A 16284-nucleotide genomic window follows, 5' to 3' on the forward strand; every position below is an offset into this window, starting at 1 on the left:
GCTATGAAATGAATATGCAAATGACCTCACGGGTGGACAGCGCCATGGACCGAGCCCCGGATGCCGCAGTGATCGAAGCCCGGGATCTGAACCTTGTGTTCGGGACGGGCGAGACATCCGTTCACGCGCTCAAGGACATCAACCTGACGATCAACAAGGGAGATTTTGTCTCCTTCATTGGCCCTTCGGGCTGCGGCAAGACGACATTCCTGCGATGTGTGGCATCTCTGGAAACGCCGACGGGCGGCAGCTTGACCGTGAACGGGATGACCCCCGAAGACGCCCGCAAGCAGCGTGCCTATGGCTATGTGTTTCAGGCGGCGGGATTGTACCCGTGGCGCACCATCGCCAAGAACATCAAGCTTCCGCTTGAAATCATGGGATATTCCAAGGCCGAGCAGGACAAACGCGTGGCCGAGGTGCTGGAGCTGGTGGAGCTTTCTGGCTTTGGCGGTAAATTCCCGTGGCAGCTCTCTGGTGGCATGCAGCAGCGGGCCAGCATTGCCCGCGCGCTGGCCTTTGATGCGGATCTATTGTTGATGGACGAACCCTTTGGGGCGCTTGATGAAATCGTGCGCGATCACCTCAATGAGCAACTGCTGAAACTCTGGGCGCGGACGGATAAAACCATCGGCTTTGTGACCCACTCGATCCCCGAGGCGGTGTATCTGTCGACCAAGATCGTGGTGATGTCCCCTCGTCCGGGCCGCATCCACGAGGTGATCGACAGCACGCTGCCCAAAGAGCGCCCCCTCGATATTCGCGACTCGCCAGAGTTCATCGAAATCGCCCATCGCGTCCGTGAGGGTCTGCGCGCGGGGCATGCGCATGACTGAGGCTAGGAATTCGGAGGGCCGCGCATGAAGACGCTTTTGGCTGTCCTCACCGTCGTCGCGACGCTGATCGGGATCTGGTATCTTGCCTGTGTCCCGATGAACATCAAAGGCGTCTTGGATACGGCAGAACGGGCAGGGGAGCAGGTGACGCCTGCCACTGCCAGGGAGCGGCGCGATGCTTCGGCGCTTGGACTCGTGGCGCAGAACAGCTTTGCCATTCCGCGCGCGTGGTCGGTGGAGCGCCCACGTCTGCCCGCCCCGCATCAGGTCGTCGCGGAGCTGTGGGACACGACGGTGATGAAAAAGATCACCTCCAAGCGCAGCCTGATCTACCACGCGCAGGTGACGCTTTCGGCGACGCTTATGGGATTTGCCATCGGCACCGGGCTTGGCATCCTGCTTGCAGTGGGGATCGTGCATTCACGGGTGATGGATATGTCGGTGATGCCCTGGGCCATCGTCAGCCAGACCATCCCCATCATCGCGCTGGCGCCGATGATTATCGTGGTGCTCTATTCCATTGGCGTACAAGGGCTTTTGCCCAAGGCGATCATTGCCGCCTATCTCAGTTTCTTCCCTGTGGTCGTGGGCATGGTGAAAGGGCTGCGCAGCCCCGATCATATGCAGCTTGACCTGATGAAGACGTATTTTGCGTCTCAGGGGCAGGTGTTCTGGAAGCTGCGGTTGCCATCCTCGATGCCCTATCTCTTTGCCTCGCTGAAGATCGGGATTGCGGCCTCATTGGTCGGTGCCATCGTGGGTGAGCTGCCCACCGGTGCGGTGGCCGGGCTTGGCGCGCGGCTTCTGGCGGGCAGCTATTACGGACAAACGGTGCAAATCTGGTCGGCGCTCTTTGCGGCGGCAATCCTGGCGGCGGCTCTGGTTGCGCTGCTGGGGCTGCTGGAGCGGGTGCTGCTGGGGCGCATGGGGGTGAAGCCATGAGCGATATGCTGACATCGAACGCCCGATGCGGCCGGACCACAGGGGAGGTGTGCTGATGGCCTTGGTTCTTCTTGCACTGCTCGTGTGGATCGCTGGCTGGTGGATCAACGCGCGGCTGGCCAATGGACCAAAGGCCAATTCCCGTGCGGTGGGGCTCCTGGTGCCTGCGATCTTTGGCGTGACGATCCTCATCGTCTGGGAACTGCTGGTGCGTGGCCTTGAGGTGCCTCTGGTGATCCTGCCCGCGCCTTCGCTGATCGCAGAGCGGTTTGCCTCCAGCCTGCCGATCCTTTGGGCTGATTTCAGTCAGACCATTCTGAAGGGCGCGCTTGGCGGCTATGTCATTGGCTGCGGTGCGGCGTTCCTGACCGCCATCCTTGTGGATCGCAGCGATTTCCTGCGGCGGGGGCTGCTGCCGGTCGGGAACTTTGTCGCCGCACTGCCCATCGTTGGCACCGCGCCGATCCTCGTGATGTGGTTCGGTTTTGACTGGCAATCCAAGGCTGCAGTGGTCGTGGTGATGGTGTTCTTTCCGATGCTGGTGAACACGGTGGCGGGTTTGCGTGAAACCGATCAGATGCAGCGCGACCTGATGCGCACCTATGCGGCCTCCTATTGGCAGAGCCTGTTCAAGCTGCGCCTGCCAGCCGCGCTGCCTTTCGTGTTCAACGGGCTCAAGATCTCCACCACGCTTGCGCTGATCGGTGCGATCGTGGCCGAGTTCTTTGGCTCTCCGACCGTCGGGATGGGATTTCGCATCTCCACCTCGGTGGGGCAGTTGGCCCTCGATATGGTCTGGGCCGAAATTGTGGTCGCAGCACTTGCCGGATCGCTCTTTTACGGTCTGATGGCGCTTTTGGAGAAAACGCTGACCTTCTGGCACCCGTCACAACGGGGCTGACACAACCTGCGCCTCCGCATTTTGCGGGTGCGCTTCATCCTTTGGGTGCAACGCCTTGAACAGAGGGATAAATCCCCGCCTTGGCCTGTGCTCAATATATGCGCGAGGACGCCGTTTCGACCGTCAATAAGAAGCAAAACTTTTGCGTGTCGAGATGAGCCTGCGCATGATTTCATCATAATCAACAGGGAGTTCGAACTGATGAAAAACGTGCTAACAGCCGCCGCCATGGCACTGATGGCAACCTCCGCCGCACAGGCTGCGGATGAGGTCAAACTGCAATTGAAATGGGTCACACAGGCGCAGTTTGCGGGCTATTACGTGGCGCTCGACAAAGGGTTCTACGAGGAAGAAGACCTCGATGTGACCATCCTGCCCGGTGGCCCCGACATTGCGCCGACACAGGTGATTGCGGGCGGTGGCGCGGATGTCACCGTGGAGTGGATGCCCGCGGCCCTCGCGGCGCGCGAAAAGGGCCTGCCTCTGGTCAATATCGCGCAACCGTTCAAATCCTCGGGCATGATGCTGACCTGCTGGAAAGACACCGGAATTTCCGAGCCTGCGGATCTGGCGGATCGCACGCTGGGGGTTTGGTTCTTCGGCAATGAGTTCCCCTTCATGAGCTGGATGGGCAAGCTTGGGATTTCCACCGAAGGCAAAGGCCCCGAGGGGGTGGAGGTGCTGAAACAGGGGTTCAACGTCGATCCACTGTTGCAGCGGCAGGCCGATTGCATTTCCACCATGACCTACAATGAATATTGGCAGGTGATTGATGCGGGCGTGTCGGCGGATGAGCTGGTGACCTTCAAATACGAGGACCAAGGCGTCGCAACGCTTGAGGATGGGCTCTATGTGCTCGAAGAAAACCTGTCTGACGAGGCCTTTGTCGACAAGATGGAGCGTTTTGTGCGCGCCTCGATGAAGGGCTGGAAATACGCGGAATCCAACCCGGATGAGGCGGCGGAAATCGTGCTCGACAATGATGCCTCTGGTGCGCAGACCGAAACCCACCAGAAACGCATGATGGGCGAAATCGCCAAACTCACGGCGGGCAGCAATGGTGCGCTGGATGAAGCGGATTATCAGCGCACGGTTGAGACTTTGCTGTCGGGGGGATCCGATCCGGTCATCACCAAACAGCCGGAGGGCGCTTGGACCCATGCCATCACCGATGCGGCGCTGAAGTAATCGGGGCTTGCCCCCGCTTTCAGGCGTGGGGCAGTAAATCTACCAATAAGCCCATCCGCAACGCGGGTGGGCTTCGTCAATTTTAAGAAAAAGTAACCGACTGTTAAGGATGTAGGCGCTTTCGTTGAAGTGTTCGGGGGATCTGCTGCCCCTGGTGAACCGGGGGAATAGGATGTCCCATTTAACGAGTTGCCTGTATTATTGTGGAGCGGCTGACCCCGATGCGGGCCGCCGCTCCGCGCCTTTGGAACGCGCGTGTCTGGAGGCGCGATTGCGCCAGCAGATGGGGGACGGTCCCCAGGCGCTGGTGTTGTATTTTAACCTCCCGCTGACCGAACAGCCGCCATTGTACCGACGGGGCCGCTATACGGTCAGCCATCTGTCGACCTGCAATCGATGTTGCCTGAACACCGAAGACCTGCTTGGGATGCTGGCGCATGGGTTTCAGCGCGTGTTTGTCGAGCTGTCGCCCGACATCCGCGTGATCCATCACCAGATCCGCCTGGTGGAGGAGGTCGCGGCGTGTCCGGGGCTCAATGGCTCCGTGGTGCTGTTCCATTCGGACAGTGCGCTGCGGGTGCTGCTGGAGGAGGGCGACGCAAGGCCCTCGGAGCTTGGTGGCGGGGCGCTGCTGCAGCTGGGGCAGGCGTCACGGTGAAACCGGGGTGCGGCGCAGGGCTGCGTGACCATTTCGGACGGGTGCACGCTGTGCGGTCAATGCGCATGGGCCTGTCCAACCGGCGCCATCCATCTGGGCAGTGACGGGGCGTCGCTGGAAATTCGCGATTCTCAATGTTCGGGATGCGGTCTGTGCGCCTCTGCATGCCCGGAGCAGGTGCTGGCAATTCAGCCGCTGGCCCCGGTGCGGCGACGGGCCTGACCAACGCCAAGGAAAGCGAGGGGCGGGGCACCAGCGTGTGGCAGCGGGGCCTCTGTCGCGGCGGTGGGGTTGGCTAGCGCGAGAACCGGCCGTATTGCCCCTGATGGAAAACCAGACCGGCACCGAGGTCGCCTCGCTGCGTAACGCGCAGGACCTCACCGACCAAAATCGTGTGATCGCCGCCGGGATGCGCTGCATGGTGGCCGCAATCCAGCCGGACCAGTGCCTGTTCCAATGCGGGCGTGCCCTCGGCATTGGCGGACCAGGCATGGGTGTCAAACACCTCGCCATTGCGGGCAAAATGCAGCGCGGTTTCCATATCCTGTTCGGCCATGACGTGGATCGAGAAATGCGACGCCCCCACAAAGGGATCGTGCCGCTTGGACTGCACCGCGGGGCACCACAGCACCAGCGGCGGCTCCAGCGACACCGAGGTGAAGCTATTTGCCGTAATGGCAAGCGGACCGCGCGGGCTTTGGGTTGTGACCACGACGACGCCGGTGGCGAAACAGCCCAATGCGGCGCGCATCTCGGCTTGGGTTTCGGGGCCGGGAACAAAGCTCGTCTGGGTCATGCGTGGTGAAATCCGTCTGTGGTGGTTGAGGCCCTGCGGCCCCGACGTCGGCCACGCCCTTATTTCAACGACTGGCACAAGATGCAAAAGAAATCAAAACAGCCCCTGGCGCACCAGGGGCTGTTTCGGAGCATGGCCCGTGCCGGGATCAGCTGATCACCGATTGCACCACTTTGGACATATCATTGGCGACCTGTTCGATGGCCGCCATGGCATCCACCGAGGTCAGAACCCCGGCATCGGCGTAATAGGCGATCAGCGGCGCGGTTTGCGCGTGATAGGCCTCCAGCCGGCTGGCGACGGTTTCGGCGCGATCATCGGCGCGGCGGGTCAATTCGGTCCCGCCGCATTTGGCGCAGCTGCCGTCTGCCAGCGGTGGCTTGAAGGTGTCGTGATAGCCTTCGCCGCAGTTTGCACAGGTGGAGCGACCGGAAATCCGCTCGACCATGGCGCCGTCATCGACCTTCAGGCTGATCGCAGCGTTGATGCGCTGGCCGGTGGAGGCGAGCAGATCGTCAAGCGCCTTGGCCTGCACCGTGGTGCGCGGAAAACCGTCGAGGATCACGCCGTTCTGGCAATCTTCCTCTGCGAGACGGTCATTCAGGATCGCGATCACTATGTCGTCCGACACCAGGCCGCCTGCGTCCATCACGGCCTTGGCCTGTTTGCCGGCCGGGGTTCCCGCCGCAACCGCAGCGCGCAGCAGATCTCCGGTGGAGAGCTGCACAAGGCCGAACTTGTCCTGCAGCATCCGCGCCTGGGTGCCCTTGCCAGCGCCGGGCGGCCCCAGCAGGATCAATACGGCCGGGCGTGTCATCACATCTACACTCATGCTGGTCATCCCTTGCTGGCGCGGTTGGCAATCAGGTCATCGACCACGGAAGGATCGGCGAGCGTCGAGGTGTCGCCAAGGCTGCCGAAGTCGTTCTCGGCGATCTTGCGCAGAATGCGGCGCATGATCTTGCCGGAGCGGGTCTTGGGCAGGCCGGGCGCCCATTGGATGACATCCGGGCTGGCGATGGGGCCGATCTCGGTGCGCACCCACTGGCGCAGTTCCTTGACCAGTTCGTCTGAGGGCGTGCGGTCATTCATCAGGGTCACATAGCAATAGATGCCCTGGCCCTTGATTTCATGCGGGTAGCCGACCACCGCGGCCTCCGCCACGGCGGCATGGGCCACAAGCGCGCTTTCGACCTCGGCGGTGCCCATCCGGTGACCGGAGACATTGATGACATCGTCGACGCGACCGGTGATCCAGTAGTCCCCATCGGCATCACGGCGACAGCCATCGCCGGTGAAGTAATAGCCCTTGTAATCGGAGAAATAGGTTTTCTCGAAACGCTCGTGGTCGCCCCAGACCGTGCGCATCTGTCCCGGCCAGCTGTCCTTGATGCACAGCACGCCTTCGACGTCGTTGCCTTCGATCTCGGCGCCGGACTGCGGATCCAGAACCACCGGCTCGATGCCAAAGAAGGGCTTCATCGCCGCGCCGGGCTTGGTCGCATGGGCACCCGGCAGTGGGGTCATCAGGTGACCGCCGGTCTCGGTCTGCCACCAGGTGTCGACGATCGGACATTTGCCCTTGCCGACCACGTCATTGTACCAGTTCCAGGCTTCGGGGTTGATCGGTTCGCCCACGGTACCCAGCACCTTGAGATCCGAAAGGTCATATTTGTCAACAAACTCCGGCCCTTGCCCCATCAAGGCGCGAATGGCGGTGGGCGCGGTGTAGAACTGGTTGACCTTGTGCTTTTCGCAGACCGCCCAGAACCGGCCGGCGTCGGGATAGGTCGGCACCCCCTCGAACATCAGCGTGGTCGCCCCATTGGCCAGCGGACCATAGACGATGTAGCTGTGACCCGTGACCCAGCCCACATCGGCGGTGCACCAGTAGACGTCGCCGTCGTGATAGTCGAACGTCACCTCATGGGTCAGCGCCGCATAGGTCAGGTAGCCACCGGTGGTATGCACCACCCCCTTGGGCTGCCCGGTGGAGCCGGAGGTATAGAGGATGAACAGCGGATCCTCTGCGTCCATCACGGCGGGTTTGCAGTAGTCGTTCGCCTCCAGCGCCATTTCATTGTAGTCGTGGTCACGGCCCTCGACCCAGGTGGTCTGGCCCCCGGTGCGCTTCACCACCAGGCATTTCACGCTGTCCTTGCAGTGCAGCAGCGCCGCATCGGCATTGGATTTCAGCGGTGTCTTGCGACCGCCGCGCGGGGCCTCATCGGCGGTGATGACAACCTTGGCGTCGCAGCCGTTGACGCGCGCGGCCAGGGCGTCGGGGGAAAAGCCTGCAAACACGATCGAGTGGATCGCGCCAATCCGGGCACAGGCCAGCATCGCATAGGCGGCCTCCGGGATCATCGGCAGGTAGATCACCACCCGGTCGCCCTTTCTGACGCCCATGCTTTCCAGGATATTGGCCATGCGGCAGGTTTTCAGATGCAGCTCCTTGTAGGAGATATGCTTGGCATCTTCGGATGGATCGTCCGGTTCCCAGATGATCGCGGTCTGCTCTCCGCGGGTCGCCAGATGACGGTCAATACAATTGGCCGCCACATTCAACTGGCCGTCTTCAAACCAGTTGATGTCAACATTGCCAAAGTCATACGAGACGTTCTTGACCTTGGTGAAAGGCTTGATCCAGGTGATGCGTTCGGCTTGCTCCGCCCAGAATTTCTCTGGGTTCTGAATGGACTGCGCATAGAGCGCGTCATATTTCGCCGCATTCACATGGGCGTTTTCTACAATGTCCTCAGACGGCGGGTACACCGCGCTCTCGGGCGTGGTCATGGACTGTCCTCCCTCCAATAATCTCTTGCGCGTGATCTCCACATGGAAGCGCGCGCAGAGTCAAATGTTCTCCAACCTCAGCGGTGATAATAAGCAAAGTTGAAAAGATGTGAATAAACATCGGGAAAAGAACGGCTTGCTTGTAAATCAATTTCCGACATGAAGCGCGGTATTGTAAATTTATGGGTGAAATTGACGAATTTTACGCAAGAAGACAGCGGTTTTACTGTCAATTTCACATGCCGAGGCTTTGGACGCGTTGTTGGCGGCCGGCGGCGCCTGTGTCCGCCTCAGTCGGGTGCGACGATTCCGCGCGCGGGGGTCACAGACGGTTTACGGGCACTTTCAGCATCGGACGTCCGTCCTCATCGGTGGGGACCTCGCCTGCGCGCATGTTGACCTGAAGCGAGGGGAGGATCAGTTTGGGCATGGCCAGCTGCGCGTCGCGTTCGGTGCGAAAGCGGATGAACTCGGCGCGGGTTTTGCCGCCGCCCACATGGATATTATGCGCCTTTTCCTCTCCGACGGTTGTTTCCCACCGGATGTCGCGGCCGTTGGGGCCGTAGTCGTGGCACATGAACAGCCGCATGTCGTCGGGCAGGCTGAGGACCTTTTGGATCGAATCATAGAGCTGCCCCGCATTGCCGCCCGGGAAATCCGCGCGCGCAGACCCGCCGTCGGGCATGAACAGCGTGTCCCCGACAAAAGCCGCGTTGCCGATGACATGCACCATGCAGGCGGGCGTGTGGCCCGGCGTGGAGAGGGTAAAACAGCGAATGTCGCCCAGCATATAGCTGTCGCCATCTTCAAACAGCCGGTCAAACTGACTGCCGTCGCGCTGGAACCGCGTCCCCTCGTTGAAGATCTTGCCAAAGGTTTCCTGCACTTCCATGATCCGGGCGCCAATCCCGATCTTGCCGCCCAGTTGTTCCTGGATATAGGGCGCGGCGCTCAGGTGATCGGCATGCACATGTGTCTCGATGATCCATTCAAGGCGCAGATTGCGGTCCTTGATACGGGCAATGATCTCATCCGCGTGTCCGTGGGTGATCCGCCCGGCCGCATAATCGATGTCCATGACGCTGTCGATCACCGCCGCGATACCGGTGGCGGGATCACTGACAATATAGCTGATGGTATGTGTGGCCGGATCGAAGAAGCCTTCGACGTCGGGGTGCGTGTCCAGCGCGACGGAGGGGGTGGTCATGCTCTCTCTCCTTGTTGCAGGCATGAGTGCAGTCTATCCCATGTTGCAGACCTTCGGGCAACGCCGTGCGGCGTCGCAGGTCACGCTGTGCGCGGTCACGCGCATGCGCCGAGTTGCGAGCCGGACCGCAACAGCCGCCGCAGCTGTCCGGAGCGCAATTCGGGGCGGGCGAGGGGGCCATAGAGTGCGCGGCTGGCCTGTCGGGCGATGTCCGGATGCACCTGTGCCAGCGCCTGCAATTGCGGCATGACCCGCAGCAGATCCGATCTTGCCTGTGCGCACAGGCCCGGCAGCGACCAGGGGCCGGGATAAAAGCTCTCTGTCGCGATGCCGTCGGCAAAGATCACCTGATGGCGTGCCAGAAGAACGTGGACATAGGTGATGCCGCGGGGTGGGCAGTCGGCGAATGCCTGGTCGGGCGCATGGCGCAGCAGCTGATTGGCGCGCAGGAAGCAGGCCTCCGGCCCGCCGCCGAGCGGGACGCGCCCCGGGCCAGTTGACAACAGCAGCCGGTGCTGGCGCGACACAGTGATCGGAGCCGGCAACCCGAGGACACCGCCCGCCCGGAGGGTCACCGGCCACAGGCGCGGATCGTCGCGAAGCCGGGCCGGGGAGAGGACGGTCTGCCCCACCCACAGAACCGGTTGCGGCCCCGCATCCGCGGTGGGCAGCATGTCGCCCGGTTTCAGCGCCTCGACAGGACGTGGCCCCAGCGTGGTGTCGATCAATGTGCCGGCAGTGAAACAGGGGATGCCAGCGGCATAGAGATTGGCGTGCCCGGTCATCATTGCCGGTGTGATGCCGCCGCCGAGCACCAGTTCCTCTCCCCCCGGGAAGGTCAGCAGCGCATTGCCCGCGCCATCGTCGCTGACCACCACATCACGGGTTGTCACCGCACCACCGGGACCGCTGCCGCCGGTCAGATCCGATACGTCGATCTGATCGTTGAAGACCCCGTCGACATCATCGTCACTGGTGTCAAAGTCGCTGATGGTGTCGCGCCCGCCGCTGGTTGTCAGGACAAACAGATCGTCGCCGTCGTTGCCAGTCAGGCTATCGTCGCCCAACCCGCCAATCAGTGTGTCGTTGGTGGTGGAGCCCTGCAGCGTATCGTCGCCATCCCCTGCGGACAGGAGAACACTGCTGCCAGAGGCGCTTGCATCGACCGAGTCGGACTGGCTGGTCAGGGTCATCTCTTCGATGTTTTCAAAGGTCAGCGTGTCCTGCCCATCGCTCAGGCTGCCGGAGCCGCTGCCGCTGAACGTCGCGGTGATGCCGCTGGTCAGGCCTGATGCGTCAATCTGGTCGCCGCTGCCATCGCCACCATCGATACTGTCGCTGCCGAACTGATCCTCCAGCACAAAGGTGTCATCCCCGGCGCCGCCCAGGAGTGTGTCATCGTCGCTCTGGGTGGTGACCGGCGCTTCGGTGGTGAAAATCGCACTGGCCGAGATCGGCGGGCTGGAATCGTGGTAAATGCCGAAATGTTGTTGGTTCCCATTGGCATAGGTGATGGTAATGCTGGCATAGCCGTTGGAATCGCTGATCGATATCCCGGCGTAATCCTCTGGCAGAACGATCCTGTCGACGCCGACATCGAAGTCCCCGATCGTGAGCGTGCCGGTGTCATTGGTGGTCGCGACCACCACATAATCTGCCACGCCATCGCCCGCGTCCGCAACCGAGGGCGTATAGTTCATGCGGATGGTGGCGCTGCTGCCCGGCGCCGCGGTCCAGCGATAGAAATCCTGCCCGCTGGTGCCGTGTAGATCATCGCCGTTGTCGACATCTGTATAGACAGGTGCGCCGGCATTCCCGTGTGAGCCGCTCAGGATGATATCGTCGCCCGCGCCGCCGGCGATGGTGTCGTCGCCGGTGTCGCCATCGATCGTGTCGTCTCCGTCACCGCCGTCGATGTAGTCGTCGGTCGTGGTGATCTCCTGGCCTTCGGCATCGGTATAGCCCAGAGCCATGCTGTCCGCACCGGCTGTCCCGTCGACGACGATCGCATCGGGCAGACCGTTGACAACCGTCATCGAATAGGTGCCGTCGGGGTCGCCGCCGTCGAAATCGTTGGTTTCGTAGGTGGTGAGCACGGCCCCGTCGCCGGAGCCTTCCAGTTCGTAGACATGTCCATCACCGTCGGTCACCCCGGTGGTGGCATCGCCGACGTAGCCATCGCTGAACTGGATGTCTTCGTAGATGAAGTCGATGTCGAAGTTGCCACCTCCGGTATCGGTCAACACCAGCTGAAAGGAGTTGTTGCCGCTGCCGTTGTAGGGCGCAACATCGAGCCAGGTCACGGTGAACGTGCCGGCCGCAGGGTCGAGGTCCCAGTAGATATCCCCGCCGTTGCCGATATGGATGTCGGTCCAGAAGGGAACGATCGCCGGGGTGTCATATCCCGCCAACCCCTGGGGGTCATAGGCGATCTCTTCAGTTCCGAAGGTCAGCAGGCCGTTGCTGTTGATATAAAGCCCGGTGTAGTTGGTGCCGAAGAAATTTATTCCGCTGCCACCAAACACGGACGTCACGTCGACATAGACGCTGCCGTCGTCGAGGTCCCCGATGTCCGGGCCCGTGGTCTTGAAGCTGTTCTCGCCATAGCCTGAGCTGCCGCCCAAGCCGGAGTTCATCGTCGCCATAATCACATACCCACCCTGCAGAGTGCAGGGGTCCAACTCATCAACACGCCAGCAAGGAGTTGCCGACGGCTCAAGTCTAACATCATGATATTAACGCAGGTTTGAGATCCCTTCGCGTGTTGGACACATTGCTCGAGCCGTATCGCCCGGGAGGGGGCTCGCGATCATCTGGCGGGCGGAGCGTTCGGCTGTTTGCACGGCGACTGCGCCACCGGGGGGAAGCCGTCCAGCTCGTGGCATCCGTTCGACAGACCGTGCATCACCGTGTACGGCCACCGGTGACGGACCCGGCGCGTTAATGACGCCAGCGCTGGAGGCGTTGCTTCTGTACCAAAGGGGGGGCTGCGGGCTATTGGGTGGTCGCATCGTGCTGCGTCGCGGTGGCAGCCACCCAGCAATGGTTCGCGACCTCGGAGAGATGCGCAAGGCCCGGGCCGGGCGTCACTCCGTTCGTCGTGCGAGCAACGGTGACTGTGATCGCAAGGGGCGGCGCGCCAGCGGTCACGAAGGGCCATGCGCCTGGCGACAGGTGGTTTTGAAGTGCGGGACGAAGGCCGGTAAGTCGGGCCTCTCCGCAAAATATGTCCGCGAAGTCAGACCCGTAGAACCACCCGGGGGAAAGCGCGACAGGGAGGCTTCAGAGCCGCGCGGTCCCTGAACCCCATGCGCCCGCAGCGCGTCCGGGTTTGTTCACTCCAACGCGCGGTAGCGGTGCGCTGCCATACGCTGCGCTGCCGCCTTTCTGAGGGCGAGGGTGCCGTTCGTTCTGACCGGGTGTCGCCCTTTTTTGTCGCCGCTGTTTCATTTGATAGCCGCCTGGGCCTCAATCGGTGCCTGTGCGGGCCTGAGGTGCGGGTTCGGCGCGATCAGCGGTGCCGCCCGCGGATGCGTGCATATCCACCACCTGCGTCGCCCCGTTGCCGGTTTCAAAGCGTGCCATCTGGCGGGTCATTTCCTTGGCGTCATTGGCAAGAGTCTGGCTGGCGGCGGTGGTTTCTTCGACCATGGCCGCGTTGTGCTGGGTCACCTCGTCAAGCTGGCTGATGCCGGTGTTGATTTCCCCAAGCGTAACGGATTGTTCCTCTGTCCCGCGCGCAATCTCGGTCACATTCTCGGAGATTGAGTTGACGCTTGCGATGATATTCTCAAGCTCCGTACCGGTGCGCCCGACCAGAGATACGCCGTCGGCGACATGTTTGGTGCTCTGCTCGATCAGCCCCTTGATCTCACCGGCGGCATCGGCAGAGCGCAGCGCCAGTCCGCGCACCTCGGATGCGACCACCGCAAACCCGCGCCCGGCCTCGCCGGCCCGTGCGGCCTCGACCCCGGCATTGAGCGCCAGGAGGTTGGTCTGAAAGGCAATATCGTCGATGACAGAGATGATCTTGGCGATTTCCTCCGAGGAAGCTTCGATCTTGGACATGGCGTTGACGGCTTCTTCAACCACGTGACCGCTCTTCTTGGCGGTGTCGCGCGCAGTCTGAACGTTGCTCTCCACCTCCTTGGCGCCATCGGCAGCAGAGCGCACGGTTGCGGTCAGTTCCTCGATCGCGGCGGCGGTCTGTTCCAGCGTGGCGGCCTGGTTTTCCGTGCGATGCGACAGTTCGGCAGAGGATGTGTTCATCTCGTCCGCGGTTCTGTTGACCCCCTGAGCCACTTCGTTGACCGCGGAAATGGCGTCCTGCAACGCTTCGACCGCGCCGTTGTAGGAGCTGACCAAACGCTGAATATCCTCGCGGTCCGAGGGGGGCAGCCGATAGGTGAGATCGCCCTTGCGCAGTTCCTCCAGCGCGGTGCCGATCCCGAGCAGTTCCTGACGACGGCCGGTGACATCGGTGGCAATCTTCACCACCTGGATGACCTTGCCATCTGCATCCAGAATTGGCCCGTAGGTGGCCTGGATCCAGACCACATCACCGTTCTTGCGCAGGCGCGGAAACTGATCCGCATAGGCTTTGCCCGCGGCGAGGTCGGCCCACATCTGGGTGTAGCGTTCCGTCTTGGCGAAGGAGGGGTAGACAAACATGCTGTGATGCTTGCCCTGGATCTCTTCCAGCTCGTATCCCATCGTTGTGAGGAAATTCTCGTTGGCGCGGATGATCGTGCCATCTGGCTCGAATTCGATCAGCGCCTGGGTCCGGTCAATCATCTCGGACAACAGTCGGTTGCTATCCAAGGCGGAGACGGGCGTTTTCTTAGACTTTCCAAAAAGCATGACGGTTCTGACACTCGCTGAATTGGGAGGCGTCGCCTCGGAATTTTCGCACTCCTTGGTATGGAGAAGTTCCTAAACTTTCCTTGCTCCGAAGAAAAACCAGCATAAAATCGGCCGCTGCCCCGTTTGGAGGCGGCAAGCTTAATAGAGGTTATTGGATCAAGCTACTGTTAATAGAGAGAAGTTTCACAAATTCGCGCGCATCTTCTGACCAGTGAAATCTGCGCGAAACACCTCTCTTTGCGATGCGCACCTGCGAAACAGAAGAATGATCAGGCGTCACAACGCATCGCGAAGGGGGCGCACAGGTCCGGCTGCGGCGCCAGATGCGGCGCGGCTGAGAAAGAACATCAAAGGCGTTGCGCTGATGGCTTTAGGCAATGATCTGCCCGCTCGGAGGCCGCAGTCTTTTGGTTCGCCCTGTTCAAGTATGATGTGCGACCCAACGCGCCCTCGGCCGGTGTCTGAATTTCTGCGGTCCCATCAGGTCCGCCGAACCTTGTGCCCGATAGACCGTGCGGCAGGTGGGCGCTTGCAGTGGCGTGTCGCGGGGAGACTCGTTTGGAGGCCTCGGTGTCAGGCCCGATCCGGGGGCAGGCTCTTGCCCGGGGCGATCAGAGCATTGGGCGCGGGAAAGACCGCCTCGGCACTCAAGCGTGCCGCTTTCGGCATGGTGACCGGCAACAACACCAGGCCCGCCAGACAGGCGGCAGCGACAGCGACCAGGATCAGTAAGGTCATGTCGTTCAGCCCGGCGGTCCCGGTCTTTTTTGGGTCGGTGTGCAGACCACTATGGTGACGGTGTCGACGGATTCTTGTGTCTTGGGCCATGCCAAACGCCTTTCCTGTTTTGGAAGCAGCCGATGCTCAGCGCGAGCGGGGCGGCGTTTTCCATCGATCCTGGGAAAGATGTTAGGCGCCAGACCGCGTCAGGTATTGGCCGTTCCTGCCAAGGTCATGGCCGAACCTGCCACGGTCCTGCCATGGGCGGATCAGACGTTGGAGGCCTGCTGCTGCCTGAATTGTGCCGGAGCTTGTCCAACCCAGCGCTTGAACGCGCGGCTAAAGGTGCTTTGTTCGGAGAACCCCGTCAGAAAGGCAACTTCCGCGATGGAAACATCGCTTGTGCGCAGCATCTCCTGCGCCAGCGCCAACTGAGCCCGGCCGACAACATCGCGGAAGGTCAGCCCTTCCTCCGCGAGGCGACGATAGAGCGTGCGCTCACTCAGTCCCATGTCACGCGCGATGACGGCGGCCTGGGGGCGCCCGTTGCTCAGCGTCGGGGTGAGGTGGTGCATCAATGTCTCGACAAGCGACGCGCCGTCTTGCAAGGAGCCGAATTCTGCCTCGAGGTGTTCTGTCACAAAATCCGAGACAGCCGCATCACCAAGACGGTTCGGCAGATCTAGCATGGTCGCGTGCATCGTGATCGTGTCGCGGTCCGCCTCAAACCGGACCGGGCAGCCAAACAGCTCCGCGTAGCGTGCAGGATCGCTTCGGCAGGCATGACGGAACGACACAAACTCGAACGCAAGGTCGGATCCGACAAAGCGGCGCATATTTTGCGCGAACCCTGCAAGCGCGCCTTCGTTGCGAAACTCAAGCGTGGCGTTATGCGCGCTTTGTGGTTCGAATATCAAAGATGCCGAGACACCTGTCTCGCAGAGCCGGTAGACCGCCGTGTCCGTCACGAGACGATAGTACCGCTCCACACGCTGTAGTGACTCGCGCAGGTTCGGCGCTGTCTTGATTGCAAGCCCAAGGACGCCGAGATGATCGGTTTGAACCTGATCGGCATATGCGGTCAGAAGCGCGACATCGTCTCCCGCGAAGTCACGGGCAATATCAAGGATATCGAAGTAATCGACATCCTCAATCATGTCATTCTGAGCCGGACGAAAGCGCCGAACAACGCGTCCGTCAGCGAGCAGTTCCCCCTCGCTTGTCAGCGTCATTCCGGCCGATTGAGCCATCACACGCGCGAATGTAATTGTTACGCTTGGCATGGAACGGGACGATACAGCAACAGCCTGCGCGGAACCAGTCATCGTGAATGTTGAATGTGTCAGGCGGCTATTCTGGGTGAGTATGTGAGGCCGC

The 16284-nt window shown here is 61.5% G+C and carries 14 protein-coding genes; 6 read left to right on the forward strand and 8 right to left on the reverse strand.

The annotated features are described in order from the left end of the window. Nucleotides 1–8: 8 nt before the first annotated feature. The 6 genes from MHM97_RS03430 to MHM97_RS03455 all read left to right on the forward strand — a co-directional run bounded on the left by MHM97_RS03430 (nt 9) and on the right by MHM97_RS03455 (nt 4747). Nucleotides 9–836 (forward strand): ABC transporter ATP-binding protein, encoded by an 828-nt coding sequence (locus MHM97_RS03430; RefSeq protein WP_126136863.1) that lies wholly within the window; start codon nt 9–11, stop codon nt 834–836. 24 nt (nt 837–860) lie between these two features. Beyond that, the gene (locus MHM97_RS03435; RefSeq protein ID WP_239319487.1) at nt 861–1778 is read left to right on the forward strand and encodes an ABC transporter permease; all 918 of its coding nucleotides are present in this window, start codon (nt 861–863) and stop codon (nt 1776–1778) included. 55 nt (nt 1779–1833) lie between these two features. Next, on the forward strand, nt 1834–2679 hold the full coding sequence (locus MHM97_RS03440) for an ABC transporter permease (RefSeq protein WP_239319488.1): 846 nt from the start codon (nt 1834–1836) through the stop codon (nt 2677–2679). Nucleotides 2680–2880: 201 nt separating this feature from the next. Further along, the gene (locus MHM97_RS03445) at nt 2881–3867 is read left to right on the forward strand and encodes an ABC transporter substrate-binding protein (RefSeq protein ID WP_239319489.1); all 987 of its coding nucleotides are present in this window, start codon (nt 2881–2883) and stop codon (nt 3865–3867) included. A gap of 271 nt (nt 3868–4138) precedes the next feature. Further along, the gene (locus MHM97_RS03450; protein WP_239319492.1) at nt 4139–4525 is read left to right on the forward strand and encodes a hypothetical protein; all 387 of its coding nucleotides are present in this window, start codon (nt 4139–4141) and stop codon (nt 4523–4525) included. A gap of 24 nt (nt 4526–4549) precedes the next feature. Next, a complete protein-coding gene (locus MHM97_RS03455) occupies nt 4550–4747 on the forward strand; it encodes a 4Fe-4S binding protein (protein WP_239319497.1) in 198 nt (65 codons plus the stop codon). Between the two features lie 73 nt (nt 4748–4820). On the opposite strand, the gene MHM97_RS03460 is transcribed toward MHM97_RS03455, so the two are convergent. From MHM97_RS03460 to MHM97_RS03505, 8 genes are all read right to left on the reverse strand, one after another. Then, entirely contained in the window at nt 4821–5321 is a 501-nt protein-coding gene (locus MHM97_RS03460) for a flavin reductase family protein (RefSeq protein ID WP_239319499.1), read from the reverse strand. Nucleotides 5322–5469: 148 nt separating this feature from the next. After that, nucleotides 5470–6153, reverse strand: a complete 684-nt coding sequence (locus MHM97_RS03465; RefSeq protein WP_239319501.1) for an adenylate kinase — start codon at nt 6151–6153, stop codon at nt 5470–5472. 5 nt (nt 6154–6158) lie between these two features. Beyond that, nucleotides 6159–8117: an acetate--CoA ligase gene (gene acs, locus MHM97_RS03470; RefSeq protein WP_239319503.1), complete on the reverse strand. Its 1959-nt coding sequence runs from the start codon at nt 8115–8117 to the stop codon at nt 6159–6161. A 322-nt stretch (nt 8118–8439) separates the two neighbouring features. Continuing rightward, nucleotides 8440–9324, reverse strand: coding sequence for an MBL fold metallo-hydrolase (locus MHM97_RS03475; protein WP_239319505.1), 885 nt, complete (start codon nt 9322–9324; stop codon nt 8440–8442). A 95-nt stretch (nt 9325–9419) separates the two neighbouring features. Further along, nucleotides 9420–11969: a Hint domain-containing protein gene (locus MHM97_RS22825; protein ID WP_305037467.1), complete on the reverse strand. Its 2550-nt coding sequence runs from the start codon at nt 11967–11969 to the stop codon at nt 9420–9422. Nucleotides 11970–12792: 823 nt separating this feature from the next. Then, nucleotides 12793–14184: a methyl-accepting chemotaxis protein gene (locus MHM97_RS03495; protein WP_255729087.1), complete on the reverse strand. Its 1392-nt coding sequence runs from the start codon at nt 14182–14184 to the stop codon at nt 12793–12795. 576 nt (nt 14185–14760) lie between these two features. Beyond that, the gene (locus MHM97_RS03500; protein WP_239319507.1) at nt 14761–14925 is read right to left on the reverse strand and encodes a hypothetical protein; all 165 of its coding nucleotides are present in this window, start codon (nt 14923–14925) and stop codon (nt 14761–14763) included. A gap of 251 nt (nt 14926–15176) precedes the next feature. Next, nucleotides 15177–16232 carry an AraC family transcriptional regulator gene (locus MHM97_RS03505; protein ID WP_239319508.1) on the reverse strand — a complete coding sequence of 352 codons (1056 nt, stop codon included), beginning with the start codon at nt 16230–16232 and terminating at the stop codon, nt 15177–15179. Between the last annotated feature and the right edge of the window lie 52 nt (nt 16233–16284).

It is taken from the genome of Epibacterium sp. Ofav1-8 (assembly GCF_022348185.1).
In the GTDB taxonomy this organism is placed as follows: domain Bacteria; phylum Pseudomonadota; class Alphaproteobacteria; order Rhodobacterales; family Rhodobacteraceae; genus Epibacterium.